The 25551-nt window shown below is 61.6% G+C and carries 32 protein-coding genes and 1 riboswitch; of the genes, 21 read left to right on the forward strand and 11 right to left on the reverse strand.

The features are described 5' to 3' along the window. Positions 1–28: 28 nt before the first annotated feature. From lgt to ACFOGH_RS07905, 4 genes are all read left to right on the forward strand, one after another. A complete protein-coding gene (gene lgt, locus ACFOGH_RS07890) occupies positions 29–916 on the forward strand; it encodes a prolipoprotein diacylglyceryl transferase (protein WP_380072523.1) in 888 nt (295 codons plus the stop codon). Next, on the forward strand, positions 913–1992 hold the full coding sequence (locus tag ACFOGH_RS07895) for a class I SAM-dependent methyltransferase (RefSeq protein ID WP_380072524.1): 1080 nt from the start codon (positions 913–915) through the stop codon (positions 1990–1992). Before lgt ends, ACFOGH_RS07895 begins: the two co-directional genes overlap by 4 nt. Continuing rightward, a complete protein-coding gene (gene pgeF, locus ACFOGH_RS07900) occupies positions 1985–2734 on the forward strand; it encodes a peptidoglycan editing factor PgeF (protein WP_380072525.1) in 750 nt (249 codons plus the stop codon). The genes ACFOGH_RS07895 and pgeF overlap by 8 nt, the downstream gene beginning before the upstream one ends. Before the next feature lie 135 nt (positions 2735–2869). Continuing rightward, positions 2870–3016 carry a hypothetical protein gene (locus tag ACFOGH_RS07905; RefSeq protein WP_380072526.1) on the forward strand — a complete coding sequence of 49 codons (147 nt, stop codon included), beginning with the start codon at positions 2870–2872 and terminating at the stop codon, positions 3014–3016. A gap of 377 nt (positions 3017–3393) precedes the next feature. On the opposite strand, the gene ACFOGH_RS07910 is transcribed toward ACFOGH_RS07905, so the two are convergent. Further along, positions 3394–3894, reverse strand: a complete 501-nt coding sequence (locus ACFOGH_RS07910; protein ID WP_380072527.1) for an Lrp/AsnC family transcriptional regulator — start codon at positions 3892–3894, stop codon at positions 3394–3396. A 184-nt stretch (positions 3895–4078) separates the two neighbouring features. On the opposite strand from ACFOGH_RS07910, the gene trxB reads away from it, so the two are divergent. Continuing rightward, positions 4079–5041, forward strand: coding sequence for a thioredoxin-disulfide reductase (gene trxB, locus ACFOGH_RS07915; RefSeq protein WP_380072528.1), 963 nt, complete (start codon positions 4079–4081; stop codon positions 5039–5041). 234 nt (positions 5042–5275) lie between these two features. Here the strand turns inward: trxB and ACFOGH_RS07920 are convergent, their stop codons facing one another. Together ACFOGH_RS07920 and ACFOGH_RS07925 are read right to left on the reverse strand one after the other, a co-directional pair. Further along, the gene (locus ACFOGH_RS07920) at positions 5276–5503 is read right to left on the reverse strand and encodes a DUF1150 family protein (RefSeq protein ID WP_380072529.1); all 228 of its coding nucleotides are present in this window, start codon (positions 5501–5503) and stop codon (positions 5276–5278) included. 12 nt (positions 5504–5515) lie between these two features. Further along, on the reverse strand, positions 5516–5929 hold the full coding sequence (locus tag ACFOGH_RS07925) for an Hsp20 family protein (RefSeq protein WP_380072530.1): 414 nt from the start codon (positions 5927–5929) through the stop codon (positions 5516–5518). Between the two features lie 205 nt (positions 5930–6134). Here ACFOGH_RS07925 and ACFOGH_RS07930 point away from each other — a divergent pair, with 205 nt between their 5' ends. The 3 genes from ACFOGH_RS07930 to ACFOGH_RS07940 all read left to right on the forward strand — a co-directional run bounded on the left by ACFOGH_RS07930 (position 6135) and on the right by ACFOGH_RS07940 (position 8006). Continuing rightward, a complete protein-coding gene (locus ACFOGH_RS07930) occupies positions 6135–6353 on the forward strand; it encodes a YdcH family protein (RefSeq protein ID WP_380072531.1) in 219 nt (72 codons plus the stop codon). Positions 6354–6460: 107 nt separating this feature from the next. After that, the gene (purE, locus tag ACFOGH_RS07935; RefSeq protein ID WP_380072532.1) at positions 6461–6943 is read left to right on the forward strand and encodes a 5-(carboxyamino)imidazole ribonucleotide mutase; all 483 of its coding nucleotides are present in this window, start codon (positions 6461–6463) and stop codon (positions 6941–6943) included. After that, the gene (locus ACFOGH_RS07940; RefSeq protein ID WP_380072533.1) at positions 6936–8006 is read left to right on the forward strand and encodes a 5-(carboxyamino)imidazole ribonucleotide synthase; all 1071 of its coding nucleotides are present in this window, start codon (positions 6936–6938) and stop codon (positions 8004–8006) included. The genes purE and ACFOGH_RS07940 overlap by 8 nt, the downstream gene beginning before the upstream one ends. 193 nt (positions 8007–8199) lie before the next feature. Here the strand turns inward: ACFOGH_RS07940 and ACFOGH_RS07945 are convergent, their stop codons facing one another. The 3 genes from ACFOGH_RS07945 to ACFOGH_RS07955 form a co-directional block, all read right to left on the reverse strand. After that, positions 8200–9528: a caspase family protein gene (locus ACFOGH_RS07945; RefSeq protein ID WP_380072534.1), complete on the reverse strand. Its 1329-nt coding sequence runs from the start codon at positions 9526–9528 to the stop codon at positions 8200–8202. Positions 9529–9607: 79 nt separating this feature from the next. Beyond that, complete coding sequence (locus ACFOGH_RS07950) at positions 9608–10015, reverse strand: low affinity iron permease family protein (RefSeq protein WP_380072535.1); 408 nt, start codon at positions 10013–10015, stop codon at positions 9608–9610. 4 nt (positions 10016–10019) lie between these two features. Then, complete coding sequence (locus tag ACFOGH_RS07955; protein WP_380072536.1) at positions 10020–10757, reverse strand: esterase/lipase family protein; 738 nt, start codon at positions 10755–10757, stop codon at positions 10020–10022. A gap of 96 nt (positions 10758–10853) precedes the next feature. Next, positions 10854–10982: riboswitch (FMN riboswitch) on the forward strand. Positions 10983–11057: 75 nt separating this feature from the next. On the opposite strand from ACFOGH_RS07955, the gene ACFOGH_RS07960 reads away from it, so the two are divergent. Genes ACFOGH_RS07960 through ACFOGH_RS07975 form a run of 4 tightly spaced genes read left to right on the forward strand, consistent with a single transcriptional unit; the run spans position 11058 to position 13406 of the window. Further along, entirely contained in the window at positions 11058–11948 is an 891-nt protein-coding gene (locus ACFOGH_RS07960) for a DMT family transporter (protein WP_380072537.1), read from the forward strand. A 39-nt stretch (positions 11949–11987) separates the two neighbouring features. Then, the gene (locus ACFOGH_RS07965) at positions 11988–12440 is read left to right on the forward strand and encodes an NUDIX domain-containing protein (RefSeq protein ID WP_380072538.1); all 453 of its coding nucleotides are present in this window, start codon (positions 11988–11990) and stop codon (positions 12438–12440) included. Next, positions 12437–12934: a GreA/GreB family elongation factor gene (locus ACFOGH_RS07970; protein ID WP_380072539.1), complete on the forward strand. Its 498-nt coding sequence runs from the start codon at positions 12437–12439 to the stop codon at positions 12932–12934. The genes ACFOGH_RS07965 and ACFOGH_RS07970 overlap by 4 nt, the downstream gene beginning before the upstream one ends. Further along, complete coding sequence (locus ACFOGH_RS07975) at positions 12921–13406, forward strand: GNAT family N-acetyltransferase (protein WP_380072540.1); 486 nt, start codon at positions 12921–12923, stop codon at positions 13404–13406. Before ACFOGH_RS07970 ends, ACFOGH_RS07975 begins: the two co-directional genes overlap by 14 nt. A 317-nt stretch (positions 13407–13723) precedes the next feature. Here the strand turns inward: ACFOGH_RS07975 and groL are convergent, their stop codons facing one another. Both groL and ACFOGH_RS07985 read right to left on the reverse strand, forming a co-directional pair. Further along, positions 13724–15373 carry a chaperonin GroEL gene (gene groL / locus ACFOGH_RS07980; protein WP_380072541.1) on the reverse strand — a complete coding sequence of 550 codons (1650 nt, stop codon included), beginning with the start codon at positions 15371–15373 and terminating at the stop codon, positions 13724–13726. A 69-nt stretch (positions 15374–15442) separates the two neighbouring features. Continuing rightward, positions 15443–15730 (reverse strand): co-chaperone GroES, encoded by a 288-nt coding sequence (locus ACFOGH_RS07985; protein WP_380072542.1) that lies wholly within the window; start codon positions 15728–15730, stop codon positions 15443–15445. Between the two features lie 265 nt (positions 15731–15995). Here ACFOGH_RS07985 and ACFOGH_RS07990 point away from each other — a divergent pair, with 265 nt between their 5' ends. The 8 genes from ACFOGH_RS07990 (at position 15996) to ACFOGH_RS08025 (ending at position 22138) form a co-directional block, all read left to right on the forward strand. Continuing rightward, positions 15996–16934 carry a TraB/GumN family protein gene (locus tag ACFOGH_RS07990; RefSeq protein ID WP_380072543.1) on the forward strand — a complete coding sequence of 313 codons (939 nt, stop codon included), beginning with the start codon at positions 15996–15998 and terminating at the stop codon, positions 16932–16934. A gap of 9 nt (positions 16935–16943) precedes the next feature. Beyond that, complete coding sequence (locus ACFOGH_RS07995; protein WP_380072544.1) at positions 16944–17198, forward strand: hypothetical protein; 255 nt, start codon at positions 16944–16946, stop codon at positions 17196–17198. 72 nt (positions 17199–17270) lie between these two features. Continuing rightward, the gene (locus ACFOGH_RS08000) at positions 17271–18191 is read left to right on the forward strand and encodes a manganese-dependent inorganic pyrophosphatase (protein ID WP_380072545.1); all 921 of its coding nucleotides are present in this window, start codon (positions 17271–17273) and stop codon (positions 18189–18191) included. Between the two features lie 15 nt (positions 18192–18206). Beyond that, positions 18207–19097 carry a TIGR01459 family HAD-type hydrolase gene (locus ACFOGH_RS08005; protein WP_380072546.1) on the forward strand — a complete coding sequence of 297 codons (891 nt, stop codon included), beginning with the start codon at positions 18207–18209 and terminating at the stop codon, positions 19095–19097. A gap of 113 nt (positions 19098–19210) precedes the next feature. Then, positions 19211–19654 (forward strand): MaoC family dehydratase, encoded by a 444-nt coding sequence (locus ACFOGH_RS08010; RefSeq protein ID WP_380072547.1) that lies wholly within the window; start codon positions 19211–19213, stop codon positions 19652–19654. Positions 19655–19683: 29 nt separating this feature from the next. Continuing rightward, the gene (locus ACFOGH_RS08015) at positions 19684–20607 is read left to right on the forward strand and encodes a bifunctional riboflavin kinase/FAD synthetase (protein ID WP_380072548.1); all 924 of its coding nucleotides are present in this window, start codon (positions 19684–19686) and stop codon (positions 20605–20607) included. A 50-nt stretch (positions 20608–20657) separates the two neighbouring features. Further along, the gene (locus tag ACFOGH_RS08020) at positions 20658–21110 is read left to right on the forward strand and encodes a YcgN family cysteine cluster protein (protein WP_380072549.1); all 453 of its coding nucleotides are present in this window, start codon (positions 20658–20660) and stop codon (positions 21108–21110) included. Beyond that, positions 21110–22138 (forward strand): threonine aldolase family protein, encoded by a 1029-nt coding sequence (locus ACFOGH_RS08025; RefSeq protein ID WP_380072550.1) that lies wholly within the window; start codon positions 21110–21112, stop codon positions 22136–22138. Before ACFOGH_RS08020 ends, ACFOGH_RS08025 begins: the two co-directional genes overlap by 1 nt. 89 nt (positions 22139–22227) lie before the next feature. Here the strand turns inward: ACFOGH_RS08025 and ACFOGH_RS08030 are convergent, their stop codons facing one another. Together ACFOGH_RS08030 and ACFOGH_RS08035 are read right to left on the reverse strand one after the other, a co-directional pair. Then, the gene (locus ACFOGH_RS08030; RefSeq protein ID WP_380072551.1) at positions 22228–23049 is read right to left on the reverse strand and encodes an alpha/beta fold hydrolase; all 822 of its coding nucleotides are present in this window, start codon (positions 23047–23049) and stop codon (positions 22228–22230) included. Beyond that, complete coding sequence (locus ACFOGH_RS08035) at positions 23050–23646, reverse strand: 2-hydroxychromene-2-carboxylate isomerase (RefSeq protein ID WP_380072552.1); 597 nt, start codon at positions 23644–23646, stop codon at positions 23050–23052. Positions 23647–23737: 91 nt separating this feature from the next. Between ACFOGH_RS08035 and ACFOGH_RS08040 the strand changes: the two genes are divergently transcribed. Continuing rightward, positions 23738–24757: a ribose-phosphate pyrophosphokinase gene (locus ACFOGH_RS08040; RefSeq protein WP_380072553.1), complete on the forward strand. Its 1020-nt coding sequence runs from the start codon at positions 23738–23740 to the stop codon at positions 24755–24757. Between the two features lie 329 nt (positions 24758–25086). Here the strand turns inward: ACFOGH_RS08040 and ACFOGH_RS08045 are convergent, their stop codons facing one another. Beyond that, the gene (locus tag ACFOGH_RS08045) at positions 25087–25437 is read right to left on the reverse strand and encodes an H-type lectin domain-containing protein (RefSeq protein ID WP_380072554.1); all 351 of its coding nucleotides are present in this window, start codon (positions 25435–25437) and stop codon (positions 25087–25089) included. Positions 25438–25551 lie beyond the last annotated feature (114 nt).

Consider the following 25551-nt stretch of genomic DNA (forward strand, 5'->3'; position numbering starts at 1 on the left):
CAAGGCAAGGCACACCGCAGGAAGCCGCATGTCTTATATCCCCTTCCCGAACCTGTCGCCCGATATCTTCTCGATCCCGCTGGGGCCGATGACGCTGACGCTGCGCTGGTATGCCTTGGCCTATATCGTCGGCCTGCTGGCCGGGTGGAAACTGATGGTGCGGATGATCAACACGCCGCGGCTGTGGTCAGGCCCGCCGCCGCTGAGCGCCGAAGCGGTCGAGCGTTTGCTGACATGGGTGATCTTCGGTGTCATCCTGGGCGGGCGTCTGGGCTATGTCATCTTCTACCAGCCCGATCACTTCCTGCAAAACCCGCTGCAAATCCTGCGGGTGTGGGAGGGTGGCATGTCTTTCCACGGCGGCTTTGCCGGGGTGGCCATCGCTGGCATCTGGTTCTGCAAGCGTGAGAAGATCGCCATGCTGCCGCTGGCCGATCTGATGGCGGCGGTGGCGCCGATTGGCCTGTTGCTGGGTCGCCTCGCCAATTTCGTCAATGCCGAACTCTGGGGCCGTCCGACCGATCTGCCCTGGGGCGTCGCCTTTCCGGGCGAGGCCGCGCAGACCTGCGCCGGGGTGCTGACGGTCTGCGCCCGCCATCCGAGCCAACTTTACGAGGCTGCTTTGGAAGGCCTGCTGTTGCTGGTGGTGCTCAACTATCTGATCTGGCGGCGCGATTGGCTGAAAGCCCCCGGCAAGATTGCGGGGCTGTTCTTTGCGGGCTATGGCGTGGCGCGGTTTCTGGTGGAATTCGTGCGCCAGCCCGATGCGCAATTCGTATCGGACGGCAATCCGCTGGGGCTGGCGCTGCATGCGGGCGGCTATGGGCTGACGATGGGGCAAATCCTGACCCTGCCGATGATCGCTGTCGGCATCTGGTTCATCGCCCGCGCCAAACCGGCTGCCCCCTCTGCATGACCGCGCTGGCCGAGCATCTGCGCGCACGCATCCACGCCAATGGGCCGATCTCGGTGGCGGATTACATGGCCGAATGTCTGCTGCATCCGCAGCACGGCTATTACTCCACCCGCGACCCCTTTGGCGCGCGCGGCGATTTCACCACCGCCCCCGAAATCAGCCAGATGTTCGGCGAACTGCTGGGCCTCTGTCTGGCGCAGACTTGGCTCGACCAAGGCGCGCCCACACGCTTCACGCTGGCCGAGCTTGGCCCCGGTCGCGGCACGCTGATGGCCGATGTGTTGCGCGCCACCAAGGCGGTGCCGGGCTTTCATGCCGCAGCCGAAGTGGTGATGGTCGAAGCCTCGCCCACCCTGCGACAGGTTCAAGCTGAAACGCTGTCTCGCCAGCAGGGGCGCGCCCCACGCTGGGTTGAAAACGTCGATGATCTGCCAGAACAACCGCTGTTTCTGCTGGCCAACGAGTTCTTCGATGCGCTGCCGATCCATCAGTTTCAACGCAACGGCGCAGATTGGCGGCAGCGTATGGTCGGCCTGAACGGTGATCAGCTTACATTCCTGCTCTCGGGTCCGGTGAACCCCGCGACTATCGGGCAGAGATTTCAGACCGATCCCGATGGCACCATCATCGAGATTTGCCCAAAAGCCTGGACCATCGCCACCACTCTTGGCCACCGTTTGCATCACTTCGGCGGTGCCGCACTGATCATCGACTATGGCGGTTGGAGATCGAAGGGCGATACACTGCAAGCCTTGCGCGACCATCGCTTTGAACACCCGCTCGCCAATCCCGGCGAGGCAGACCTGACAGCTCATGTTGATTTCGAAGCACTCGCCGACCGGATCAACCTGGCCCGCTCTGGCTTGACCGATCAGGGCGCGCTGCTGCATCGGCTGGGTATCGCCACCCGCTCGGCGCGGCTTGCCGATAAACTCAGCGGCGCGGCCTTGGAAAATCATCTTGCCGCATATCACCGCTTGACCGATCCCGCAGAAATGGGTTCGCTGTTCAAAGCCATCGCCTTTCACGCGCCCAATACCCCTGCCCCTCCCGGTTTTGATCCCTACCATGCTTGAAATCATCACCTCAGACGCCCTCGCCCCCCGCCACGGGTTTTTCACCCGCAAAGGCGGCGCGTCGTCGGGGATTTTCGCCGGGCTGAACTGTGGCACAGGCTCTACCGATCAGGCCGAGGCTGTGGCGATCAACCGGGGCCGGGTTGCCGAAGCGCTGGATCTTGCCGCCGATCATCTGGTGTCAGTGCATCAGGTCCACTCGCCCGATGCGCTGCATGTGACTGCGCCGCTGGCGATCCGCCCGCAAGCCGATGCGATGGTGACGGCAACACCGGGGCTTGGGCTTGCGATCCTGACCGCCGATTGCCAGCCGGTGCTGTTCGCCGACGCGCGCGCCGGGGTGATCGGTGCTGCCCATGCTGGGTGGCGGGGTGCCAAAGAAGGCGTGCTGGAATCGACTGTGCAGGCGATGGAGGCTTTGGGGGCCACCCGCGCCAACATCGCCGCGGTGATCGGCCCCTGCATCAGTCAGGCCGCCTATGAAGTGGGCCCGGAGTTTTTTGAAAGCTTTACTGACGACGATCCCGAAACCCGCCGCTTTTTCGCGCAAGGCAGCGGCGACCGGATGCTGTTTGACCTGCCCGGCTATGGCCTGTGGCGGTTGCGCAGTGCGGGTGTGGGGCACGCCGAATGGACGCGGCACTGCACGTTTTCAGACCCCGCGCGATTCTTCTCGTATCGCCGCACCACCCATGCAGGTGAGGCCGACTATGGCCGCCTTCTCTCGGTGATCCGGCTGTAAGCCGCCCTTTGCGCCACAATTCGGCCTTGGGCTGCACAAATTTACCTTGATCTCTGCCGTGTCGCGCCAAAACCCCGCCGCAAAGCAGGGGCAGATTGTCTCCAACGCACGAACAAACCTGCAAGGGAGCACGCCATGAAGAAACAACCTCGTTGGATGAAGTCGGTCCTCGCCGCCAGCACCGAGCCGCAAGTGGCACTGCCTTGGGCCCGCGGCCAACGCCGTCGCCCCGCCGCGCTGAAAGCCGCACCAGCCAAACCGCGTGCGCAGGCTGCGCATTGATCCGGCGCAAAAACCACGCGTGATTCGCTATAAGGCCGGGGACAATCCCCGGCTTTTTTCTTTTTCATGTCTGCAACCACAGTATTGCATCCACAGCGCGAACAATCGCGGCAACAACGTGAAGATCGCGCCATAACTGCAGATCAATTAAGAATAAACTTTGACAGGCGGGCGCGTTTCCGCCATGTTTGGCCTTACAGATGTCCCTCTGTGAAAACAGGCGGTGGCGGGCGTGGTAAGACCTTGCAAAGGCTCCCCCCTCAGCGCAGTGGTCCGGCAATGGTCGGGCCGCGGATGATGCTCAGTTAAGGCGGCCCTGGTGTGCTCTGACACCATCAAGGGGCCGCCTAAACATTTTTAGCAGACCGTTGGCCAGATCAGGCGTTTTTCGCCAGCCGTGCTTCCAGCACATCGAACGGCAGGCCGGGTTCGTCCTTGGCGCAGCGGATCACCAGCGAGGTTTTGACGTTCGCGACGTTTTCGGCCTTCAGAAGCTGCTCGGTCAGGAAGGACTGAAAGCTCGACAGATCGGGGGCGACGCATTTCAGGATGAAATCAATCTCGCCGTTCAGCATGTGGCACTCGCGCACCAAAGGCCAGGCGCGGCAGCGGCCTTCAAAGGTGGAAAGATCCGCCTCGGCCTGGCTTTGCAGCCGCACCATGGCGAAAACCTGCACCTCGAACCCCATTTCGCGCGCGTCGATGTCAGCGTGATAGCCCTTGATATAGCCCGCTTCTTCCAAGGTGCGCACGCGGCGCAGGCAGGGGGGGGCTGAAATCCCCACGCGGCTGGCGAGTTCCACGTTGGTCATGCGGCCATCGGCTTGCAACTCGGCAAGGATGTGGCGGTCAATCGGGTCGAGTTTGGTGCCGGCCATCGGGGCCTCCTTTTTGGCTTGTATCTATGCCCAGACCCCAGCTTGCGCAACAATCTTTCACAATTGCGCAAGATGTTTTCGCAAAACACCAAACCCCCGCACATTTCCGCCATGCGTTTGCCGACCCTTTCCCCCTGAGCGCGGACATCCTATATCAGGCTCCACACGAATCCGGGGATGCGCCATGACCACGACACGCCACAGCAAAGTTCTGATCATAGGCTCCGGCCCGGCAGGTTATACCGCCGCAGTTTACGCGGCGCGGGCGATGTTGGAGCCCATTCTGGTGCAGGGGCTGCAACCCGGCGGGCAGTTGACGATCACCACCGAGGTGGAAAACTGGCCGGGCGAGAAGCACATTCAGGGCCCCGATCTGATGGTCAACATGCAGGCCCATGCCGAGGCGATGGGGGCCGAGGTGATCAGCGATTACATCACCAGCCTTGATCTGCAAAACCGCCCCTTCACCGCCAAGGCCGACAGCGGCACCACCTATACTGCCGATGCGGTGATCCTTGCCACCGGCGCGCAGGCCAAATGGCTGGGGCTGCCCTCGGAGGAAAAGTTCAAGGGCTTTGGCGTGTCGGCTTGCGCCACCTGCGACGGGTTCTTTTATCGCGGCAAAGAAGTGGTGGTGATCGGCGGCGGCAATACGGCGGTGGAAGAGGCTTTGTTCCTGACCAATTTCGCCACCAAGGTCACGCTGATCCACCGCCGCGATACGCTGCGGGCGGAAAAGATTATGCAGGACCGTTTGTTCAAACATCCGAAGATCGAGATGTTGTGGGATTCGGAAGTGATCGAAGTGCTGGGCAGCGAGGCCCCCGCCTCTGTCACCGCGGTGCGCACGCGCAATCTGAAAACCGGGTCGGTCAAGGATGTGCCGTGCCATGGCTTCTTTGTGGCCATCGGCCACTCGCCTGCGTCGGAACTGGTGAAAGACCAGTTGCCGCTGCATGAGGGTGGCTATGTGAAAGTCGAGGCAGGCTCTACCCGCACCGCCATTCCGGGCGTGTTTGCGGCGGGCGATCTGACCGACCATGTTTACCGCCAGGCCGTGACCTCGGCTGGCATGGGCTGCATGGCGGCGCTGGATGCCGAGCGTTGGCTGCAAGAGCAGGCCGAGAACGCAGGTCTTGCGGAATAGGCAGAGGCGGCATCGAAAGCCACCTGCCCTGCAAGCAAAAGGCCGCGCCATTGGCGCGGCCTTTGTTATCCTGAATAGCCTTCCCCGCGTGGAATGACTTGTGCCCAACACGCGAATTTGGCGCGATTTCCACAACATGTTGTGTTATTATGTCAAGGTTCGCCTTTGCGCTGCTTGGAACGACGATCCGGCGGGCCGTTTGAGAGCGGCGCGCCAGACCAATCGACTGTCGCGTCAGTGCGCGTTGACCGGGGCCATGTCGTGCTGGCGCGCCAGCGAAAACGCCAGGTCACGGTCGGCGACCAAGGCCAGTTGCTCGCCATCTTCGCCATGCACGGCGTAGACGGTTTTCATCCCGTTGATCTGTGCCTGCACGGCCTGCGGCAGGGTTTCCACCGCAATCGGGCGGACATAGACGATGCGGTTGTCGCCAGCATCAAGGCCTTCGAATTTCACATCCATGTTCGTCTCTCCTTACTTGCGGCCAATACGAATGGTTTGCACGATGGTGTCTGGCACCATGCGGCGCAGGTCGATGTGCAGCAGTCCATGGTCGAGATCGGCCCCGGCCACCTCTACGCCGTCTGCCAGCACGAACGAGCGCTGGAAGGCGCGGGCTGCGATGCCGCGGTGCAGGAAAACCCGATCGGCCAGATCATCACCCTGACGCCCGCGCACGACAAGTTGGCGGTCTTCGACGGTGATCGCGAGATCTTCATCGCGGAAACCGGCCACCGCTAGCGTGATGCGGTAGGTATTTTCCGAAGTGGCCTCGATATTGAACGGCGGATAGCCTTCAGAGGCAGTTTTGGCGGTGCGCTCGACCAGACGTTCCAACTGCTCAAACCCCAGCAGGAACGGGTGCGACCCAAACGTCAGTTTCGTCATGACCGATGCCCTTTGCAACAAGCGACACTTTCGCGCGGGCCCAGACAGCGGCACCCACGTGGTTTCAATATGGGGGCAGCGATGGATGGCTGCAAGTGCTGCGCTGCGCAAGAAAACTTGGGGTCAAATGCAGAAATTTTGCGCCGATTGCACACGAATCACTGTATCTTTGGGAAAAGCCAAAAAGACTGGATTCGGTCCTGCCATGAATGCCTCATCTGAGATGAACTTTGACGATATGCTGCGGGTGAAACTTGAGGTTTTGCGGCGTGAGCATCGCGATCTGGATGAGGCGGTGCATGCCTTGGAAACCTCGGGGCGGCCCGATGTGCTGACGCTGCGGCGGCTGAAGAAGCAAAAGCTGCAGATGAAGGATCAGATCGTGCGGATCGAGGATTTGCTGATCCCGAATATCATTGCCTGAGCGGCGGATGGTGCGTGAAAAGCGCACCCTACGGGGGATGTTCAGGCTTTTCCTTGCCTACGGTGTGGGCCTTGCTATGAAGCGGGCAGCAACAGCCGGAGGCGCCAATGACTGTGGATGTCGGGATTATCATGGGAAGCCAGTCTGACTGGCCGACGATGAAGGAAGCCGCCCTCGTGCTGGATCAGCTTGGTGTGTCGTATGAGACCAAGATCGTCTCGGCGCATCGCACGCCGGATCGGTTGTGGGCCTATGGCCGCGCTGCGGCGGGGCGGGTGCAGGTGATCATCGCGGGCGCTGGTGGGGCCGCGCATTTGCCGGGGATGATGGCCAGCAAAACCCGCGTGCCGGTGATTGGCGTGCCGGTGCAGACCAAAGCATTGTCGGGGGTGGATAGCCTGTATTCCATCGTGCAGATGCCGAAGGGGTATCCGGTGGCGACGATGGCGATTGGGGCTGCGGGTGCGGCCAATGCGGGGTTGCTGGCGGCGGGGATATTGGCGCTGCAGGATGCGGGGCTTGCCGCGCGTCTGGATGCGTGGCGCGCGGCGTTGTCGGATTCGATCCCAGAGGAGCCGAAGGATGAGTAATCTGGCGTTAGGTGCGACCATTGGCATTTTGGGCGGCGGGCAGTTGGGGCGGATGCTTTCCGTTGCCGCCGCGCGTCTGGGCTACAAGACCCATATCTTCGAGCCTGCGGCCAACCCGCCTGCGGCGGATGTGGCGCATGCGGTGACGGTGGCCAGTTATGACGATATGGCCGCGTTGCGGGCGTTTGCGGACTCGGTCGATGTGATCACCTATGAGTTCGAGAATGTGCCCACGGCAGCACTGGATGCGTTGGAGGCGTTGCGCCCGATCCGGCCGAACCGGCGGGCGCTGGCGATCTCGCAGGACCGGATTCTGGAGAAGGATTTTCTGACCGGGTTGGGTCTGCGGTGTGCGCCCTATGCGGCGGTGCAGACGCTGGCGGATCTGGAGGCGGCGATTGCCACGATTGGCGCACCTGCGATCCTGAAAACCACCCGGCTGGGTTATGACGGTAAGGGGCAGGCACGCATCAAGACCGCCGAGGATGCGGCGGCGGCGCATGCCAGCATGAATGGCGCGGCTTCGGTGTTGGAGGGGTTTATCGACTTCAGCCACGAGGTCTCGGTCATTGCAGCGCGGGGCTTGGATGGCTCGGTTGCCTGCTATGATCCGGGCGAGAACGTGCATAAGGATGGTATCCTGCACACCACCACCCTGCCCGCAAAACTGTCGCCGTCGATGCGGTCGGATGCGATTCTGCTGGCGGCGCGGATTTTGAACGCGCTGGACTATGTTGGTGTGATGGGGGTGGAGTTGTTTGTCACGCCGCAGGGGTTGATCGTGAATGAGATCGCGCCCCGTGTCCATAACTCGGGGCATTGGACGCAGAACGGCTGCGCGGTGGATCAGTTTGAACAGCATATCCGGGCGGTTGCGGGGTTGCCGTTGGGCGATGGCGGGCGGCATTCGGATGTGGTGATGGAGAACCTAATCGGCGACGATATTGACCGTCTGCCGGCGCTGCTGCGCGAGAATGATTGTGCAGTGCATCTCTACGGCAAGGCCGAGGCAAGGCCGGGGCGGAAGATGGGGCATGTCAACCGAGTGATCCCCAAGGGCTGAGGTCCTAAATTGGGACCAGTTTTGGGACCATGGAGATCAATGGCTTAACAGGTGCCGTTAGGGATTTGTTAAGTCTTGAGACCATCTGATTGTTGAGAACGTCGGAGCCTCCGGCGGGGATATTTAGGCAGAGAGGATGAACCCACACTGTGTTTATGGGTGCGGGTTCGGATCATGATTTTGCGCGGCGCCCTTAGGAACACACCACGGCGATCACCATGAATTTGCACTTCGGGCCTTTCTTTTCGGCGGGTGCTGCAGTGGCGGCCTTTTTGGTGGTGGTCGTGGCCTTTTTGGTGGTGGTGCTGGCCTTTTTCGTCGTGCTGGATTTGGTGCTGGATTTCGAGGGGGCTTTGCTGGGTGCCTTGGTGGCGACAGCGGCCTTTTCGCAGGTGTTTTCAGGCTCGGCCAGCAGCGCGCGGTAGACGGCTTCGGTGGGTTCCAGATCACCCGGCGGCAGTTTCTTAGCCTCGTAATACGCGGTCATCGCGCGGCGTGAGCCGTTGCCCCAATCGCCATCCACGCGCATTCCGTAACACCCGATGCGGTCGAGTTCGGTCTGCACGCCCAGCGCCAGATTTTCGGGCAAGGGCTGGTTGGTGCTGCGGGTGTCGGTTTGCAGCGAGGCGAGTTTGTCATCGCCCACACCCTGCCCGATCACCGCGATGCCGGGCGGCGGGGCGAGGGCGGTGTTCTGGTCGGCGACCACCTCAAACTCGGGCAGCGCCTCGTCAGCGGTTGCGTTGACGGCGGGGGGCACGAAATAGAATTGTTCGCGCAGCGAGGATTGCTCCCACGGGGTTTGCTTGCCGTCCGTTGCGGTTTCGACATCGTTGCGCACCGCGATCATCAGATCAGAGATATTCTGCCCCGGCTTGGTGATATGGGCGAGCAAAGCGGCGGTAAACGGGCTGTTCACCGCACCTGCGGTCTTGTCCCAAGCCACCTGCCCCGGCGCTGTGGCAAAGGCCACGAAAGTGCCCGCGCCACCATCAAACTGCGCGAGACCTCCCGCTTCGGCCACCGTGCGCACGGCTTCGGGCAAGGGGTTGTCGCGGCAGGCATCGACGAACAGCAAAAGCTGATTGGTCTTGCCTTTCAAGGCCTTGGCAATGTCATCGAGCCGCCATGTCTCGGTATCAAGGGAGCGCGCATCGGCCAGCCGCGCATTGACGGGCACCAGATGGTTGATGCCATCTTTCTGGAAGGCGTGGCCCGCGTAGTAGAACAGCACGGTGTCGGATTCGTCCACCTGCTCGGCGAAGGTGCCCAAGACCGCCTGAAACACCGCAGGGCCGACATCGGTCAGGAGGGTGACTTCAAAGCCAAGATTGCGCAGCGCATTGGACAAGGCCTGCGCGTCTTCGACTGGGGTGCTAAGGCCGGGAAGCTGGGTATAGGCCTGATTGCCAACCACCAAGGCAAGCTTGCGCCCCGCAGCCTCTGCCACCGCTGGCAGCAACGCCAGCGCCCAGATGCCCAGCAGGCAAAGCCGCAAAAAATGCCCAAGGCGATCAAACATTCGCACAACCCGTTTCTAAAATGTGCCTTTAGTTTAGCCGAAAACCAGCTTTTCGCAAAGCATTCTCTTGCGGCGGGCGTCAAGCCTCGGGCGAGTCGGTGTCGATGCCGCCGTTGTTTTGTAGCCGCCGCGCCTCGCGCGCCAAGGCCTCGTAGCGGTTGCGGAAGGCGTCGAGCGCCTTTTCATCCAATTCTTCCAGATCCAGCAAGGCGTTATGCGCGCCGTTGGTGGCGCGGATCAGCTCATCGAGTTTCAACTGAATGGCTTTGGTGTCGCGATTCTGGGTGTTCTGGATCAGGAACACCATCAGAAAGGTGATGATCGTGGTGCCGGTGTTGATCACCAACTGCCAGGTGTCGGAATAGTCAAACAGCGGGCCGGTGACGATCCAGACCGCGATCACACCACAGGCCAGCAGGAAGGTGCTGGGGCGGCCGCAGTAATGTGAGACGGTTTTTGCCAGTTCTGAATAAGCCAGCCGTGCCATGGGGTTAGTCCTTGTTCAGGGCGATGCGCAGGGCATCGGCATAGCTGAGGTCGTGATCAAACTTGCCAGTGTCGAGAAAGATCATGGTCTGGGCGATCACGACTGGGTTGAGCATCATGAAGGTGTGGGTGACAGGCAGTTCAATCTGATCTGTCATGCCAGACAGTTGGGTGCTGGCGACCGAGACCTTGCCGTCATCCGGGCCGGGAATCAGCGCCGAGGTGATTGGGTTCAAGGATTGTGTGCCCGCGATCACGCCCACCGGGTAATCGGGGGCGGGCAATTCTTGTGGCACGGCGTCGGGGTCGGTGCCCAGTTGCAGGCCAGCGGGGCCGTTCATCCATTGAAACGCCCCCACCTCGGCAAAGGTGTCGACCAATTCTGATCCGTGGTTGGGCGGGCCCAGCATCACCACGCGGCCCATTACTTCGGGCTTGTGCGCGGCCAGCCAGTAGCGCACGAGGATGCCGCCCATCGAATGGGTGACGAAATCCACCCGCGCGCCTTTCGGGCATTGGTCGACGCGGGTGCCGACCCCGGCGGCGAGTTCGGCGATGAGGGCTTCGGTGGAGGGATAGCTTTCGTTGATCACTGTATGGCCGGCAGCTTCGAGTGCTGCCTGCATCGCCACCAGCGAGGTTTCGGTGCGCGCAAGGCCGTGCAGCAGCACCAAGCAATCCGCCTGCGCTGCGCTGTTCTGCGCCAGCATCGCAAACAGCATGAATGTTATCGTTTTTCTCATGCCCGCATTAAAGCGCATCTTATGTGCAGGGCAAGCGGGGGTTGCGGCTTGTGTCCGCACTTGTCGGTGATAGAAATCGGGCGCCCGGGTCGTTCCGGGCATTCTCAGGGCGGGGTGCAATTCCCCACCGGCGGTATAGCCCGCGAGCGCCCTTCTTCGGTTGGGGTCAGCAGATCCGGTGAAACTCCGGGGCCGACGGTATAGTCCGGATGCAAGAGAATGCGCGCAGCCTGTGCCGTTTTGCGGCGGGTGTTGGCGTGGCATGTCCCCCTGATTGATGTGGTCTTGAAGGAGGACGGCATGAATCAGACGAATTTCCCGCTGAAGGGCGCGGCTTTCATGGTGTTGGCGGGTGTGGCCTTTGCCGGGGCCAATGCGATCACCTGGACGGTGACATACAAGCTGGGGTTCAAGGCGCAGTCGGATGCGTTCTGGCAATATGCGATTGCAACGCTGTTTTCGCTGCCATTCATCTGGCGGCAGGGGTTGGCGAGTATGCGCACGCGGCATCCCTGGCTGCATGGCTTGCGGATCGTGCTGTCGGTGCTGGGGGTGCAGGCCTTCACCCAAGCCTTCGCGGCGGGAATGGCACCTTGGCATGTGGTGGCTTTGGTGATGACCTCGCCGTTTTTCGTGCTGCTGGGGGCTGCGGTGTTTCTGGGCGAGCGGGTGGCTTTGAACCGTTGGCTGGCGGCGCTGATCGGGTTTACGGGTGCGATGATCTTGCTGCGGCCGTGGGAGGGGGCACTGACGCTTGCCACGCTGTATCCGGTGGCGGCGGCGATCTGCTGGGGTGGGGCCTCACTGATCACCAAGCGGCTGACAGCGACCGAGCCGCAGAGCGCGATCACGATGTGGCTGCTGCTGCTGTTGACGCCGATCAACGGGCTGTTTTCGCTGCATGCGGGCTTTGAGGTGCCAACGGGCAGCGTGCTGGGCCTGCTGATTTTGGGCGGGGCGGTGATGTATGCGGCGCAGCATTTTCTGACGCTGGCCTATGCCAGTGCCGATGCGGGGTTCGTGCAGCCGTTTGATGATCTGAAGCTGTTTTCCAACATCGCGGTCAGTTGGCTGGTGCTGGGCTTTGCGCCGGAAGGTGCCTATTGGCTGGGCGTTGCGCTGATACTGGCGGGCTCGCTGTATCTGTTGTGGTCGGAACGGCAGGGCCAAATTGCCGTTGCGGCAGCATAGGGTCTTGACCTTGGCGGATGTGGGCTTCAGCTTGAGGCTATGGCCAAACGTCCCACCCGCCTTGCGACCCGCGCGCTGATCTTGCATGAGGATCGGCTGCTGCTCGTCAACGCCTATCCGGGTGGGCGGTCTGATCTGTGGTGCGCGCCGGGGGGCGGGGTCGAGTCGGGGTCTTCGCTTCCGGTCAATCTGGCGCGGGAAGTGCATGAGGAAACCGGGCTGTCGGTGACAGTCGGGGAGCCTGCGCTGATCAATGAGTTTCATGACCCGGTGTCGGGGTTTCATCAGGTGGATATCTTCTTTCGCTGCACCATCGCGGCAGGGGCGATCAATGCCAGTTGGCGCGACCCCGAGGGCGTGGTGACGCAGCGGCGGTTTTTCAGCCGTGCCGATCTGGAATCGGGCCGGGTGCGGTTCAAGCCCGACAGTCTGATCGACACCGCCTGGGGCTCCGGGATTCTCTATGATCCGCTGGAAGTGATCGTGCGATGAGCAGGGCTTTCGTCAAGGAAGGCGACGGTGCGCTTGATCCTTTGCCCGACCTGCCGCTGTCACCGCATCCGAATTACGTCACGCCGCGCGGGCTGGCGGCGTTGCAGGCGCGCTTGCGCGATCTGCAAACGACGCTCGCCAGCCTGAAGGCGCGGGCCGAGCGGTTGGACAAATTGCCCGAAGCTGCGGCAGAGCGCGACATCCGCTATGTCGAGGCGCGGCTGCGTTCGGCCATCTTGATTGATCCGGCAGAGTTGCCGCTGGATGAGGTTGCCTTTGGGCTGGCGGTGCTGGTCGAGGATGCCGATGGCGTGCAGAGCCGCTATGAGATCACCGGCGAGGATGAGGCGGACGCCGCACGGGGGCGCATCGCGCCGCAGTCGCCGCTGGCGCGGGCGTTGATTGGGGCCGAGGTCGGCGACAGTGTGACATGGCGCAGGCCTGCGGGGGCTGTGACGTTGGAGATTATCGAGATTTCCCATGCTGATCAGTAGCTTGCATCCCGTGGATGATCTGGCCGCTGTTACGGACTTTCAGGCCGAGGCGCAGGACTACTGGCTGTTGGCGGAGGGGAAATGCGACCCTGCCGCCAAGGCGGTGGCGTTTTTCATCGATGGCCCGCCCGGTTGTGATCCGGCAGTCAGTCATCGGCTGGGACTGTTTTCGGATGGCGTTCTGAGCGGTTTGGCCGAGTTGTCGTTCGGCTTTCCCGAGGCGGGGGACGCCTATCTGGGCCTGATGCTGATCGCGCCGCGGCTGCGCAGCCAAGGGGCCGGGGCGGTGTTTCTGGCCGAGGTAGAGCGGTTGGCGCGTTTGGCGGGATCGCCAGTGCTTTACCTCGCGGTGCTGGAGGCCAATCCGCGGGGCCGGGCGTTCTGGGAACGGATGGGATTTGCCGCGACCGGCAAGAGTGGTCGGGATGACGAGACCGGGCATGTGTTGCATCGGTTGGTGAAGGCGCTTTAGCTGCCAACGGTTCATTGATCGGGCCACAATAGGAATGCGACCAAACCGATTGAAAACGCTGCGGGGCAGCGTTTTTCGGTTTGTTGCTCATAAGGCCGGAGGCCGTTTGAGCAAGGGGTGTTGTGCCACAAACCAACGCATCAGAAATCGGGGCGCGCCTGTCTGGGCTGGCGCGGTAACGCGCCTGCCGGGGGCAGGCAGGCGCGGCCCGATTTGGCGCGGGCCAAATCGGGCAAGAATGGCCAGCGTTGTCCCCGCAAACGAAAAGGGCGCAGCCTGCGCTGCGCCCTTCCCTATCTTGCAGCCGGACGGGCTGATTACATCATGCCGTCCATGCCGCCCATGCCGCCCATGCCGCCGCCCATGCCGCCAGCAGCGCCTTTGGGTTCCGGGCGATCAGCGATCATCGCTTCGGTGGTGATCAGCAGCGAGGCAACCGATGCTGCATCTTCCAGCGCGGTGCGGGTGACTTTCGCCGGGTCGATCACGCCGAAAGCGAACATGTCGCCGTATTCTTCGGTCTGAGCGTTGAAGCCGAACGACAGGTCGGTCGACTCGCGGACTTTGCCAGCCACGACAGCGCCGTCGACGCCAGCGTTTTCAGCGATCTGACGCAGCGGAGCTTCCAAAGCGCGGCGGACGATGGCGATACCAGCGTCTTGATCCGAGTTCGCACCTTTCAGGCCATCCAGCGATTTGCCAGCCTGAACCAGAGCCACACCACCGCCAACAACGATGCCTTCTTGCACGGCCGCACGGGTCGCGTTCAAAGCATCATCAACGCGGTCTTTGCGCTCTTTCACTTCGACTTCGGTCATGCCGCCGACTTTGATCACGGCAACGCCGCCAGCCAGTTTGGCGACGCGCTCTTGCAGTTTTTCACGGTCGTAGTCGGAAGTGGTTTCTTCGATCTGGGTGCGGATCTGCGAAACGCGGGCTTCGATCTCGGCCTTGACACCAGCGCCATCAACGATGGTGGTGTTGTCTTTGGTGATCGAGACTTTCTTGGCTTTGCCCAGCATGTCGATCGTGACCGACTCGAGCTTCATGCCCAGATCTTCCGAGATCACTTGGCCGCCGGTCAGAACTGCGATGTCCTGCAGCATGGCTTTACGACGATCGCCGAAGCCCGGAGCCTTGACAGCCGCGATTTTCAGGCCGCCGCGCAGCTTGTTGACCACGAGGGTCGCCAGTGCTTCGCCTTCCACGTCTTCCGAGATGATCAGCAGCGGGCGCTGCGATTGGATCACCGATTCCAACAACGGAACCATCGGCTGCAACGACGAGAGTTTTTTCTCGTGCAGCAGGATCAGCACGTCTTCCAGTTCGACAATCATCTTGTCAGCGTTGGTGACGAAATAGGGCGACAGATAGCCACGGTCGAACTGCATACCTTCGACAACAGTGGTCTCGGTTTCCAGACCCTTGTTTTCTTCAACAGTGATCACACCTTCGTTGCCGACTTTCTGCATCGCGTCAGCGATCTGACGACCGATTTCAGCTTCGCCGTTGGCCGAGATGGTGCCGACTTGGGCAACTTCTGCGGTGTCTTTGACCGGGCGAGCCGCTGCCTTGATCGCTGCAACCACTTTCGAGGTCGCAAGGTCGATGCCGCGCTTCAGGTCCATCGGGTTCATGCCAGCAGCAACAGCCTTCAGGCCGTCTTTGATGATGGCTTGGGCCAGAACGGTGGCGGTGGTGGTGCCGTCGCCAGCTTCGTCGTTGGTGCGGGAAGCGACTTCCTTCACCATTTGGGCGCCCATGTTCTCGAACTTGTCAGCCAGTTCGATCTCTTTGGCGACCGTCACACCGTCTTTGGTGATGCGGGGCGAGCCGAACGACTTGTCGATCACCACGTTGCGGCCTTTCGGGCCGAGGGTGACTTTCACAGCGTCAGCCAGGATGTTCACGCCGCGCAGCATGCGGTCGCGGGCATCGGTATCAAAACGTACGTCTTTAGCAGCCATTGTGTAGACTCCTGTCTAAGATGTTGAAATGGAAAGCGGGCTCAGGGCGAAGGGCCCGAGCCCTGACCCTTAGGAAATGATCCCGAGGATATCGCTTTCTTTCATGATCAGCAGATCTTCGCCGTCCAGTTTCACTTCGGTGCCCGACCATTTGCCGAACAGGATGCGGTCGCCAGCTTTGACGGCCGGAGCGATCAGCTCGCCCGAATCCTTGCGCGCGCCAGCGCCTGCCGAGACAACCATGCCTTCAGCCGGTTTTTCTTTGGCGCTGTCCGGGATGATCAGCCCGCCCTTGGTTTTGTCTTCGCCTTCGATGCGACGGACCAATACGCGGTCATGCAGCGGTGTGAATGCCATCTGGTTACACTCCCTTGAGTTTCCAGGTTTGAATGAGATTAGCACTCAGTCCTCCCAAGTGCTAACGACGCTTGAGTTAGGCCCTCGGCCTTTCACAGTCAACACCCATCTGCGCGAATTTTTTGCAACAAGCCGCCCATTGCGCGGCTTGGCGCTTGGCCTGCCCGCCGCAACATGCGACCCTATGCAAAGCAGTAAGCAGTGAGGCCCGATGCGCCGGATATTCTCTTTTTTCATTGCGATTTTAGGGCTTTGTGGCCCAGCTATGGCCGAATGTCAGGGCAAGAACCTGATCACCGCCCTGCCCGCCAGCGTGCAGGCAGAGTTGCGGGAAAAGGCTGACAGCCAGCCGTTTGCCGTCGGCAATTTCTGGCAGGCGCGCAAGAGTGATCAGGTGGTCACGCTGGTCGGCACCTATCATCTGGATGATCCGCGCCACGCCGCCAGCATGACAGCGCTTGCGCCGTTTCTGGCAGAGGCCAAGGTTCTGCTGGTCGAGGCCGGGCCGAAAGAGCAAGACAGCCTGAAGGCGCGGATGGCCGATGACCCTGCGCTGATCGTCAACACCGATGGCCCGACCCTGCCGGAAATCCTGACCCCGGAAGATTGGCAACATCTGTCCGATGCGGCGCGGGCGCGCGGGATGCCGCCGTTCATGGTGGCCAAGTTCCGGCCCTGGTATGTCTCGATGCTGCTGTCGATGCCGCCGTGCAGTCTGGGCACCGCTTTGCCGGATGGATTGGACGCGCAACTGATCACCGCCGCGCGTGCCCGCGATCTGCCGGTGCAGGCGCTGGAGCCCTATGACACGTTGTTTGCGATCTTCAAGGACATGCCGCAAGGCGATCAGATTGACATGATCACCTCGGCCTTGGCGCTGGAAGGGCAATCGGCAGATATGGCGGTGACGCTGGCTGACAGCTATTTCTCGCAGGAAGGTCGGCTGATCTGGGAGTTTTCCAAGATGCAGACCGCGCAGATGCCCGGCTATACGCCGGAGCGGGTCGAGGAAGAATTCGCCGCGATGGAAAATTCGCTGATGATCGACCGCAACGAATCTTGGATTCCGGTGATTGAGGCTGCGGGGGCCAAAGGCCCGGTGCTGGCGGCGTTTGGCGCGCTGCATCTGTCGGGTGACAAGGGCGTGTTGAAGCTGTTGCAGGATCAGGGTTATAGCATCACGCGACTGGATCTTACCCCGTAAAGGATTGTTATGAAACGATTGCTGATGTTCTTGGTTGTCATTGCCTTCGCTGTTCTGGGCACGGGCGGCTATCGCTATTACGCGTGGGTCAACAACACCGCAGGTGCGCCAGACCCGTTTGATGAGGTGGGGATCGACCTGCACCAGATGATGCCGGGGTTTGTGCAAGACTGGGGCTGCGCGCGCCTGAAGGCCAATTTCGGCACCAAGACCCTACCGCCCTATGGCTGCCAGTCCGCGACCGAACCGGGGAAGTGGCAGTAGGCCGCCCCCCCGTGACAAACCAGCCCTGCGGCCCTATAAGCCCGCCAAATCCCCTTTCCGAAGGTTTGCCCCATGACCACTCTCGTTTTCGGCCACAAATCCCCTGACACCGATTCGACCGGATCGCCGCTGATCTGGGCCTGGTATCTTTCGGAAGTGCAGGGCACCGACGCCAAAGCGGTGCTGCTGGGCGAGCCGAACACCGAAGCCGCCTTCATGCTGCGCCATTGGGGGCTGGATAAGCCCGAGATCATCGCAGACGTGCGTGCCGAGGATAAGGTGGTGATCGTCGATACGAACAATCCGGCGGAACTGCCGCCCTCGATCAATTCGGCGAAAATTCAGGCGATCATCGACCATCACATGCTGGTCGGCGGTCTCAAATCCACCACGCCGATCGACATTACCATGCGCCCGCTGGCCTGCACCGCGACCATCATGCATGACCTGATCGGCAGCGATCTGGGCCGCGCGCCACGGGCGATCAAGGGCGCGATGCTGACCTGCATCCTGTCCGATACGCTGGAATTCCGCAGCCCCACCACCACCCCGCATGACCGCGCCGTGGCCGAGGCTTTGGCCGCCGATCTGCGCGTCTCGATCCCGGAATTTGCCGCCGAGATGTTCGCGGCAAAATCGGACGTTTCGGCGTTTTCCGAAGCGGCTTTGCTGCGGATGGACAGCAAGGAATACAATGTCGCTGGCCGCGAACTGCGGGTTTCGGTGCTGGAAACCACCTCGCCCGCCACGGTTCTGGCGCGCAAGGATGCGCTGATGGCGGCGATGCCGGGGGTGGCTGCCGAGGATGGTGCCGAGCAGGTCTTGCTGTTCGTGATCGACATTCTGCGCGAAGAAGCCACGCTGCTGGTGCCGAATGATCTGGTCAAGGCGCTGGCCGAAGCCTCGTTCGGGGTGAAGGTGGCGGGCGATACCGTGGTGTTCCCCGGCTTGATGAGCCGTAAAAAGCAGATCATCCCGGCGCTGAAACTGTAAGGAAAGCGGGCCCCCATGACGCAGATCATCGCCAATCTGGCCGAGATTTCCGACGCTTACGATGCGGTGTTCTGCGATCTGTGGGGCTGTTTGCACAACGGGGTCGCCCCCTTCCCCGCAGCCGTCGCGGCCTTGCAGGCGTTTCGCGCCAAGGGTGGCCGGGTGATCCTGCTGACCAACGCGCCGCGCCCGAAAACCAGCATCATCGCGCAACTGGACGCAATGGGCGTGCCGCGCGATGTCTGGGATGATGTGGTGACATCGGGCGATGCGGCGCAATATGCCATGTTGACGGGAGCGGTCGGGCACCGGGTGCATTTCATTGGCGCGCCGAAAGACGAGGCGTTTTTCACCGATTTCGCCGCCGATCTGCAAGCGGTCGCGGCGGCCAACCCGCCCGTGCAACGGGTGGCCACCAAGGATGCCGAAGGGCTGGTGGTGACAGGCCTTGCCGATGATCTGACCGAGACGCCCGAAGATTACCGCGCCACGCTGCTGCTGGCGAAAACCCTTGATCTGCCAATGCTTTGCGCCAATCCCGATATCATCGTGCATATGGGCGACAAGCTTTTGTACTGCGCCGGGGCTTTGGCCAAGCTTTACGAGGAAATGGGCGGGCGGGCGCTGTATTTCGGCAAACCGCATCCGCCGATTTACGATCTGGCGCGGCGGCGGTTGCAGGCCTTGGGCGGCGCAGAGGATGCGCGGATTCTGTGCATCGGCGATGGTATCCACACCGATGTGCAGGGCGCGATCGGCGAGGGGCTGGATGCGCTGTTCGTCACCAGCGGCATTGCGCAGGATAATTTCGGCGCGGATCAGCACAACCCGGACGCGGCTTTGCTGCAGGATTGGCTAGACGACATGCAGCTTTCGCCAACCTACAGCATTGGGCACCTGCGTTAGCCTCGTAATAAAATTACAACTGACGTCGCATTCGCGCACAAATGCTTCGCTTTGAATTTGCGCCGCAACGCAGCATCTGCTACGCTGCAACAGCACATTCAAGGGATTCGGCCATGCTTGATAACCAACCGCGCGGCACCATCTGCATCGAAGACCTGGAAATCGGCATGGTCCGGTCGTTGCAGAAAACCATCACCGACCGCGATATCGAGCTGTTTGCCGAGGTTTCGACCGACCACAACCCGGTGCATCTGGACGAAGCTTACGCGCAGGACACAATTTTTCAGGGCCGTATCGCGCATGGCATGTTAACGGCCGGGCTTATTTCGGCGGTTATCGGCGAACAGCTTCCCGGTCATGGCACTGTTTATCTTGGACAATCCTTGAAATTCCTCGCCCCCGTCCGCCCCGGTGATCGGGTGGAGGCGGTGGTGAAAGTGCTGGCGATTGACCATTCCCGCCGCCGCGTGACCCTTGAAACCCATTGCGCGGTGGGCAATACCGTGGTTCTGAAAGGCGAGGCGCTGGTTCTGGCACCAAGCCGCAAGTTCGACTAGGGGCGCTGGCCGCCCCACCCTGGGGTAGCATGCAAATAAACCAGCATTGGCAAGGGCTTGATCCTGATACGCGCGGCGCTTCGGTGGCGATGGGAAATTTTGATGGCGTGCATCTGGGCCATCAATCCGTCATAGACCTTGCCCGACCGCATGGCCCGCTGGGGATTGTCACCTTTGAACCCCATCCGCGCGAATATTTCGCCCCCGCTGCCCCGCCGTTTCGGTTGATGAACGCCGAAGCCCGCAGCAATCGGCTGGCCAAGCTGGGGGTCAAGCAGTTGTTTCAACTGCCTTTTGACGCCGAACTCGCCAGCCTTTCGCCCGAGGCGTTTGCACGCGATGTTCTGGCGACTGGCCTTGGCGTTGCGCATGTTGTGGTCGGGGCGGATTTCTGCTTTGGCAAGGGGCGCGCGGGTAAGGCTGCCGATCTGCAGGCGCTTGGGCAGCGCTATGGCTTTGGCGTTACCGTGGCCGATCTGGTGAAGTCCAACGGGCGCGAGATTTCGTCGACCGCGATCCGGCAGGCGCTGAGCGAAGGCCGCCCGCGCGACGCCGCCGCCATGCTCGGCCATTGGCACCGCATTGATGGCGAGGTGATCCACGGCGAAAAGCGCGGCCGCGAATTGGGCTATCCGACCGCGAATATGTCGGTCGCCGGGCTGCATCTGCCGAAACTCGGGGTCTATGCGGTCAAGGTTGACGTGCTGACCGGACCGCAGGCGGGCAGCTATCACGGCGCGGCCAGCCTTGGCGTGCGCCCGATGTTTGGCGAGAACACGCCCAACCTTGAAACCTATATCTTTGATTTCAAAGGTGATCTTTACGGCCACCACGTCTCGATCGGCCTTGTCGATTACCTGCGCCCCGAGATGAAGTTTGATGGCCTGCCCAGTCTGATGACGCAAATGGCCGCCGATGTGGATCGTTCGCGCGTGATTCTGGGCGCGCTTTAGCGGCACCTTTCGCCCTTCCCTTTTCCGCGCGCCCGCGTCATTTTGCAGCCATGACAAACCTGCGCCCGAAGTTCTGGGAAACCATTCCCCTGTCGAAAATGACCACCCCGGAATGGGAGGCGCTTTGCGATGGCTGCGGCAAATGCTGCCTGAACAAGATCGAATATGAGGATACGGGCGAGGTTGAATACACCCGCGTCGCCTGCCGTCTGTTGGACAATGAGACTTGCCGTTGCAGCAACTATGCGCGGCGGTTCGAATTTGTGCCGGAGTGCATTCGTCTGAACCCCAAGACGTTGAAAAAGATCAGCTATTGGCTGCCCGCCACCTGCGCCTACAAACTGTTGCAGCAGGGCAAACCGCTGCCCGACTGGCACCCTTTGCGCACGGGCGATCCCGAATCCACCCATAGCTCTGGCCATTCGATGCGCGGGCAAACCGTCTCGGAAGCCGCCGTCGATGAAGACGATTGGGACGATTATATCATTCAGGAAGATATGTGATGTATTTCACCTCTGACAACGCCTCTGGCGCGCATCCGAAGGTCTTGGCGGCGATCACACGCGCGAATGACGGCTTCGCGCGCAGCTATGGCGCGGATGAGATTATGGCGCGGGTGACAGCGCGGGTGCGCGAGGTGTTCGAGCATCCCGAGGCGGCGGTTTACCTTGTGTCCACGGGCACGGTCGCCAATTCCTTGGCTTTGGCGATCCACAGTAAGCCGTGGTCAGCGGTGTTCGCCCATACCGAGGCTCATATCGCCACCGATGAATGTGGCGCGCCCGAGTTTTACACGGATGGCGCCAAGCTGATCGGCGTCGCGGGGGATCACGGCAAGATGACACCTGACGCCTTGGCACAAGCCATTGGCCGCATTGGCGAAGTTGGCGTGCATGGCGTGCAGCGCGGCATGGTCTCGATCACCAATGTCACCGAGGCTGGCACGGTTTACACCGCCGCCGAGGTCGCCGATCTGGTGACGGTGGCCAAGCGCTGGGACTTGCCCTGCCATCTGGATGGCGCGCGGTTTGCGAATGCACTGGTCGCTACCGGGGCGACGGCTGCCGATATGACGTGGAAGGCAGGCATTGACGTGGTGTCGTTCGGCGGCACCAAAAACGGCTGCATGGGTGTCGAAGCGGTGGTGATGTTTGACCCCGCGAAGGCGTGGGAGTTCGAGTTGCGCCGCAAGCGGGCGGGGCATCTGCTCTCGAAACACCGCTTCCTGTCGGCGCAGTTCGAGGCCTATCTGGAAGGCGATCTCTGGCTGGATATGGCGACCCATGCCAATGCAATGGGCGCACGGTTGGCGACGGGGGTCGCTGCGGCGGGGGCGCGGCATCAGCATCCGGCGCAGGCCAACATGATGTTCCCGGAATGGGCGATGGGCACGCATCAGCGGCTGGAGGCCGCAGGGGCCGCTTATTATCAGATGCCCGCGAGCCCGGGGATGGAGGCCGCGCGGCTGGTCACGTCGTGGAACACCACCGAGGCTGAGGTGGATCAGTTCCTGAGCGTGTTGCGGGGCTAGTGCCCCCTCTCCCCCGCCGCCCCGGACTTGATCCGGGGCCTCCCCCTGCACCATGAGGCCCCGGATCAAGTCCGCGGCGGCGGGGTGACTTAGCAACCGTCCAGATGCGCCTGCACCATCGGCGCAATCTGCGCGGCATGGGTGATCGACACCATATGCCCCGCCCCCGGCACCACCAGCCGCGAGGCCTGCGGCAGCCGCAGTGCCAGCGCGCGGTGGATGCGGTCGATGATCGTGGGGCTGTCTGCGCCTTCGATCAGCAGCACCGGCACGTCGACGGCTTCCAGCCCACCGGGGCGCAGAATAGCGCCCGCATCCTCCAGCAGCGCCGGATTCTGCGCCACGATCAGATGGATGCGGTCGATCATATAGGCGCGGGTGCGCTCAGGCAGGTCGGCCAAAGCCTCACCCGAACCCCAATGGCTGTGAAACTCGGCAGCCGCCCCGGCCAGATCACCTGCGGCAACCTTGTCGGCAAAGCCCATATGGCTGGCGCGGAAATCGGCATAGGCGGGGGCATCCACGGCGCGGGCGGCGGCGAAGATCACCGGCTCGACCAGCGTCAGGCTGCGCACCAGATCGGGGCGCTCGACCGCGATGCGCAGGGCGATGGTGCCGCCAAAGCTGTGGCCCATCAGATCAATCGGCGCGCCCTGCCCCAAAGACTCGGCCATGGCGATGCTCTGCGCAGTGGCAAGCGCGTGCATGTCGGTGCCCGGCACCCAATCCGCAGCACGACCATGCCCCGGCGCGTCGGTGGCGGTAATCGTCACGCCGTGCAAGGCCGCCGCCAGCCCCGACCACGCCCCGGCATGGGCAAGGCTGCAATGCAGCGCCAGAACTGGGCGGTCTCCGCCGCGATGCCAGGTGCGATGCGGTGGCAGCGCGATATGGTGCAGATCTTCAGGCATTCACAACTTTCCAGACAGGTGCAGGTCGAGATCTTCCAGCCGGTCTTGTCCCCAGAACCGCTGATCGCCAACAATATAGAACGGCACGCCGAATACACCGCGCGCGACGGCTTCTTCAAGGTTCTCGGCATAGGTTTCCGCCGCCGACAGCATGTGCTTGTCGGCGATCTTGGGATCAAAGCCATGCGCGGCCAAAATTTCCTGCACGACCGCATCATCGGCGATGTTGCGCCCTTCGGCCCAGACGGCGCGTGGGAAGGCCTGCACGAGGCCACCGAGATCACCGCCGCCGACCTTGGCCGCCGCGATGATCGCATAAGATGCAGGCGCAGGGTTCACCGGGAAATGCGCAGGCGTCAGGTTCAGCGGCAGACCGAGGCGGGCCGACCAGCGCCGCAGTTCCTGTATGCGGTAGGCTTTGCGCGACTCGTGCCGATCTGCCAGCACTTGCCCCCCGGTGCGCGGGAACAAAGCGGGCGCGTTCAGCGGGATATAGCGGATGGTTGCGCCGTGGCGGGCGGCGATTTCCTCAAGCCTGTTTCCAGCCAGATAACAAAACGGCGAAATGGGTGCGAAGTAGTAGTCGATCTGTGTCATTTCAGGCGCCCCCAAGGCTTCAAGGTTTGCAAGACCCTAGCCGGGTGATAAGCGGTGTCAACAATCCGAATCTGGCCCCCGGAGTGACCCCATGCCCGCTATGACTGAGCCGAAACTGATTTCCGGCAACGCTAACCTTTCGCTCGCGAAATCCATTGCCCGGCGGATGTCGATGCATCGCGGCATGTCGGTCAATCTGGTCGATGCGCGGATTGAGCGCTTCAATGACCAAGAGATTTTCGTTGAGGTGTTCGAGAATGTGCGCGGCGAGGATATGTATATCATCCAGCCGACCTCGAACCCGGCCAATGACAATCTGATGGAACTGCTGATCATGTGCGACGCGCTGCGGCGCTCCTCCGCAGATCGCATCACGGCTGTGATCCCGTATTTCGGCTATGCCCGCCAGGATCGCCGCGCCAAGGCGCGCACGCCGATCACCGCGAAACTGGTCGCCAATATGATCGCCGAGGCGGGGGTGGACCGGGTGTTGACGCTGGATTTGCATGCGGCGCAGATTCAGGGGTTCTTCGATATTCCGGTGGACAACCTTTACGCGAGCCCGGTGTTTGCGCTGGATATCGAGCATCACTTCAAGGGCCAGATGGATGACATCATGGTCGTCTCGCCCGACGTGGGTGGTGTGGCACGGGCGCGGGAGTTGGCCAAGCGGATCAACGCGCCGCTGGCCATCGTCGATAAACGCCGCGAGAAGGCCGGTGAGATTGCCGAGATGATCGTGATCGGTTCGGTTCAGGGCAAGAAATGCATTATCGTCGACGATATCTGTGACACCGCAGGCACTTTGTGCAAGGCGGCTGAGGTGTTGATCGAGAATGGCGCGACTGAGGTGCATTCTTATATCACCCACGGTGTTTTGTCGGGGCCTGCGGTGGAGCGGGTGACGAAATCGGTGATGAAATCGCTGGTGATCACGGATTCGATCGAGGCGACGGATGCGGTGAAGGCTTGCCCGAACATTCGGATCGTGCCGACAGCGCCGATTTTTGCGCAGGCGATTTTGAATATCTGGAATGGCACGAGTGTGTCGTCGCTGTTTGAGACGGATACTTTGGTGCCGATTTATGAAGGCATGTATCAGCGGCCCTGAGGGGTGGTGCGTGCAAGCACGCACCCTACGCGAAAGGAAAGGTCCCAACTCGGGACCTTTTTTATTTGTTTTAGATCAGTGGGTTGGGGTAGGCAAATTAGGGAATTTTTAACGATTGTGGTCTGAACCCGAACCGAAAGAAAACTCTGCGGGGCAGAGTTTTCAGGTTCGTTGCTCATAAGGCCGAAGGCCGTTTGAGCAAGGGGAGGTATGCAGAATGCTGTCGTTCTGGAAATCGGGGCGCGCCTGACTCGCGGGCGCGAAACGCGCCTGCCGGGGGCAGGCAGGCGCGGCCCGATTTGGCGCGGGCCAAATCGGGCAAGAGCCCCTCAATACAACTGCCAGTCATCCTCGCTCGCTGCCGAGCCCATCGCGATCCAGTCGGCGCGGACGCGGGCGACGCGGGTGTCGCCCCAGGTGCGGAACACCAGATGAAAGCCGGTTTCGGTGATATTCTCGGCGGTGATGTCGGCGCGGCTGGTGTGTTTGTGGTCAATGTCCCACATCGAGATCGAGGCCATCACGGTGGGGGCCTCGGTGAACGGCTCTTTGAACGTCACCACATGGCGGCTTTCGCGCGCGCCCTGCCCTGTCCACATCACCCCGCCATCGGCGAAGTCCGAGAACAGGACGCGGCTGCCCTGCTGAATACCGATGGTGTTAGAGGTGATACGTTTCATGCGCACTCGGGATGTTATGACAACAACGTAGCAATGAATTTCGGCGAAACTAGGTTAATTGCGGGTTAAAGCCGGGGCTTGTGCGAAATTTTTGTTCAACTTCCGCCCGTTAAA

The organism is Cypionkella sinensis (assembly GCF_042646385.1).
Lineage (GTDB): Bacteria > Pseudomonadota > Alphaproteobacteria > Rhodobacterales > Rhodobacteraceae > Cypionkella > Cypionkella sinensis.

What these genes read in the sequence shown, in the direction of transcription:
- lgt (WP_380072523.1), top strand. Translation starts at nt 29, where the DNA reads ATGTCTTATATCCCCTTCCCGAACCTGTCGCCCGATATCTTCTCGATC.
- ACFOGH_RS07895 (WP_380072524.1), top strand. Translation starts at nt 913, where the DNA reads ATGACCGCGCTGGCCGAGCATCTGCGCGCACGCATCCACGCCAATGGG.
- pgeF (WP_380072525.1), top strand. Translation starts at nt 1,985, where the DNA reads ATGCTTGAAATCATCACCTCAGACGCCCTCGCCCCCCGCCACGGGTTT.
- ACFOGH_RS07905 (WP_380072526.1), top strand. Translation starts at nt 2,870, where the DNA reads ATGAAGAAACAACCTCGTTGGATGAAGTCGGTCCTCGCCGCCAGCACC.
- ACFOGH_RS07910 (WP_380072527.1), bottom strand. Translation starts at nt 3,894, where the DNA reads ATGGCCGGCACCAAACTCGACCCGATTGACCGCCACATCCTTGCCGAG.
- trxB (WP_380072528.1), top strand. Translation starts at nt 4,079, where the DNA reads ATGACCACGACACGCCACAGCAAAGTTCTGATCATAGGCTCCGGCCCG.
- ACFOGH_RS07920 (WP_380072529.1), bottom strand. Translation starts at nt 5,503, where the DNA reads ATGGATGTGAAATTCGAAGGCCTTGATGCTGGCGACAACCGCATCGTC.
- ACFOGH_RS07925 (WP_380072530.1), bottom strand. Translation starts at nt 5,929, where the DNA reads ATGACGAAACTGACGTTTGGGTCGCACCCGTTCCTGCTGGGGTTTGAG.
- ACFOGH_RS07930 (WP_380072531.1), top strand. Translation starts at nt 6,135, where the DNA reads ATGAATGCCTCATCTGAGATGAACTTTGACGATATGCTGCGGGTGAAA.
- purE (WP_380072532.1), top strand. Translation starts at nt 6,461, where the DNA reads ATGACTGTGGATGTCGGGATTATCATGGGAAGCCAGTCTGACTGGCCG.
- ACFOGH_RS07940 (WP_380072533.1), top strand. Translation starts at nt 6,936, where the DNA reads ATGAGTAATCTGGCGTTAGGTGCGACCATTGGCATTTTGGGCGGCGGG.
- ACFOGH_RS07945 (WP_380072534.1), bottom strand. Translation starts at nt 9,528, where the DNA reads ATGTTTGATCGCCTTGGGCATTTTTTGCGGCTTTGCCTGCTGGGCATC.
- ACFOGH_RS07950 (WP_380072535.1), bottom strand. Translation starts at nt 10,015, where the DNA reads ATGGCACGGCTGGCTTATTCAGAACTGGCAAAAACCGTCTCACATTAC.
- ACFOGH_RS07955 (WP_380072536.1), bottom strand. Translation starts at nt 10,757, where the DNA reads ATGAGAAAAACGATAACATTCATGCTGTTTGCGATGCTGGCGCAGAAC.
- ACFOGH_RS07960 (WP_380072537.1), top strand. Translation starts at nt 11,058, where the DNA reads ATGAATCAGACGAATTTCCCGCTGAAGGGCGCGGCTTTCATGGTGTTG.
- ACFOGH_RS07965 (WP_380072538.1), top strand. Translation starts at nt 11,988, where the DNA reads ATGGCCAAACGTCCCACCCGCCTTGCGACCCGCGCGCTGATCTTGCAT.
- ACFOGH_RS07970 (WP_380072539.1), top strand. Translation starts at nt 12,437, where the DNA reads ATGAGCAGGGCTTTCGTCAAGGAAGGCGACGGTGCGCTTGATCCTTTG.
- ACFOGH_RS07975 (WP_380072540.1), top strand. Translation starts at nt 12,921, where the DNA reads ATGCTGATCAGTAGCTTGCATCCCGTGGATGATCTGGCCGCTGTTACG.
- groL (WP_380072541.1), bottom strand. Translation starts at nt 15,373, where the DNA reads ATGGCTGCTAAAGACGTACGTTTTGATACCGATGCCCGCGACCGCATG.
- ACFOGH_RS07985 (WP_380072542.1), bottom strand. Translation starts at nt 15,730, where the DNA reads ATGGCATTCACACCGCTGCATGACCGCGTATTGGTCCGTCGCATCGAA.
- ACFOGH_RS07990 (WP_380072543.1), top strand. Translation starts at nt 15,996, where the DNA reads ATGGCCGAATGTCAGGGCAAGAACCTGATCACCGCCCTGCCCGCCAGC.
- ACFOGH_RS07995 (WP_380072544.1), top strand. Translation starts at nt 16,944, where the DNA reads ATGAAACGATTGCTGATGTTCTTGGTTGTCATTGCCTTCGCTGTTCTG.
- ACFOGH_RS08000 (WP_380072545.1), top strand. Translation starts at nt 17,271, where the DNA reads ATGACCACTCTCGTTTTCGGCCACAAATCCCCTGACACCGATTCGACC.
- ACFOGH_RS08005 (WP_380072546.1), top strand. Translation starts at nt 18,207, where the DNA reads ATGACGCAGATCATCGCCAATCTGGCCGAGATTTCCGACGCTTACGAT.
- ACFOGH_RS08010 (WP_380072547.1), top strand. Translation starts at nt 19,211, where the DNA reads ATGCTTGATAACCAACCGCGCGGCACCATCTGCATCGAAGACCTGGAA.
- ACFOGH_RS08015 (WP_380072548.1), top strand. Translation starts at nt 19,684, where the DNA reads ATGCAAATAAACCAGCATTGGCAAGGGCTTGATCCTGATACGCGCGGC.
- ACFOGH_RS08020 (WP_380072549.1), top strand. Translation starts at nt 20,658, where the DNA reads ATGACAAACCTGCGCCCGAAGTTCTGGGAAACCATTCCCCTGTCGAAA.
- ACFOGH_RS08025 (WP_380072550.1), top strand. Translation starts at nt 21,110, where the DNA reads ATGTATTTCACCTCTGACAACGCCTCTGGCGCGCATCCGAAGGTCTTG.
- ACFOGH_RS08030 (WP_380072551.1), bottom strand. Translation starts at nt 23,049, where the DNA reads ATGCCTGAAGATCTGCACCATATCGCGCTGCCACCGCATCGCACCTGG.
- ACFOGH_RS08035 (WP_380072552.1), bottom strand. Translation starts at nt 23,646, where the DNA reads ATGACACAGATCGACTACTACTTCGCACCCATTTCGCCGTTTTGTTAT.
- ACFOGH_RS08040 (WP_380072553.1), top strand. Translation starts at nt 23,738, where the DNA reads ATGCCCGCTATGACTGAGCCGAAACTGATTTCCGGCAACGCTAACCTT.
- ACFOGH_RS08045 (WP_380072554.1), bottom strand. Translation starts at nt 25,437, where the DNA reads ATGAAACGTATCACCTCTAACACCATCGGTATTCAGCAGGGCAGCCGC.